General features: G+C 54.9%; 1 protein-coding gene. It reads left to right on the forward strand.

Features of this window, described 5'->3' with window-relative positions:
- Positions 1–203: 203 nt before the first annotated feature.
- The gene (locus tag QCH34_RS12205; protein WP_300334536.1) at positions 204–1,403 is read left to right on the forward strand and encodes a TIGR00297 family protein; all 1,200 of its coding nucleotides are present in this window, start codon (positions 204–206) and stop codon (positions 1,401–1,403) included.
- Positions 1,404–1,669: the final 266 nt, after the last annotated feature.

Raw genomic sequence — 1,669 nt, forward strand, 5'->3', positions numbered from 1 at the left:
TGATTCCCAGTCAAAATAAAAATCTTCATCACGCCATTGATCGAGCCATCGCCGCTCAACCTCGGCATAATCATAGGTTTTTGAGAGATCCTCGGGTGACGACATTTATAACAGGTTGTCTGCGTCATCTGATATACTGTTCGCACTCTGATTTGGAGAACGTGCGAACCTTCTTCTCTCACGTTCACCAATTCTTTTTATCCATGCAGAATCAGCCACGGCTTCTGGTAGCAACACTCGTTGCCATCATTGGGATTCTTGTCTCCCCCTTCGTTCAGCCAGCGTGGCTTTTTGCAATCTTTGTCATCTCTTTTTCAGCAGTCCTCTACCTGATCCGGGGAACACGGTATATTTCACTAGCATTGGGAGGAACAGCCCTCCTGTATGGGATCGGAATCCTCCCTCTTGTTGCATTCGGGGCAACAGTTGCGATCGTCACACTCGGCGAACTGGCATACAGGGCAGCAGGAGAGGGAAGACGTGCCTACATCCACTATACCGCCGGGGCATTCGCAGGCGCCCTTCTCGTGATGGCATATCTTGGGAGTATCGAGCCGCTGGTGTTGATCATCGGGGTGCTCGTTGCATTGATGCTCAGATCAATCCTCGAAGGACGTGAAGATGCCTATATGATCATCATGCTCGGCGTTGCCATGACGATCTTCCTCTTCATTGAGCTGGATTTCCAGGTAGATATTCTGCTCCTCTTCCTTGCCGCAGCGATCGCGCTTGTCTTCGGATATTCATCCTTCCGTGTCGGTGCAGCAGATCTCTCCGGACTCTTCTCAGGAGCTCTCATAGGAGTATTATTAATCGTCTTTGCCGATGTCCGGTGGTTTTTGGTGATGCTCGCCTTCTTCATCATCGGATCAGCAAGCACCAGGTTCCAGTATGCCCGGAAGAAGGCGATGGGGGTCGAACAGGAACGGGGCGGGGCACGGGGTTACAAGAATGCCTTCTCTAACGGGCTTGTAGGCACCGGGGCGGCCGTCATCTTCGGGCTGACAGGAGATCCCCTCTGGGCCGCCCTTTTTGTCGGGAGCATCGCAACAGCAACCGCAGATACCGTCGCCTCCGAGATCGGGGTGACCGGAGGTCGGCCCTATATGATCACCACCCTGAAGCAGGTTCCCGAAGGGACAAATGGCGGAGTCACAGTAAAAGGCGAGGCGGCATCGCTCCTTGGATCCCTCATTATTGCGGCGATCGCCCTTGGACTTCAGATGATCCCGCTACCGGTCTTCTTCATCTGCATCCTCGCAGGATTCCTTGGAACCAACATAGACAGCGTCATCGGTGCGACCCTGGAGAACCGGGGGATCATCGGAAACGCGGGCACTAACCTCCTTGCTACCTTCGGAGGGGGGTTGTCCGCGGTGGCGATGGTGCTGCTGCTGGCGTAGGAACCACAAGACAGTCCAAAAAGACCTGCTCGCTATTTCAGGGGTTGTTTGAAGCAGGTGCGGCGCGGGTATCGGGGGGGCGGGTGATCGAGGGTGCAGGCTGAAAGAGATGATAAACCCTTGCTCATCAGAGCAACCTGAAAGGCGATTCTTCGAATCGGGGTTTATCTGCTCTGGCAGCCCCGAAACATTCCTGCCCCTCCCGCGCCGTATATGCAGCCACCTGGTTCAACCTCCCTGCGAAGCACCTGCGGACGGGGACGGGG

Source organism: Methanocalculus sp. (genome assembly GCF_029762515.1).
Taxonomy (GTDB): domain Archaea; phylum Halobacteriota; class Methanomicrobia; order Methanomicrobiales; family Methanocorpusculaceae; genus Methanocalculus.

Bases quoted from the DNA above. Each gene is read 5' to 3' on its own strand.
- QCH34_RS12205 (WP_300334536.1), top strand. From the start codon at position 204: ATGCAGAATCAGCCACGGCTTCTGGTAGCAACACTCGTTGCCATCATT.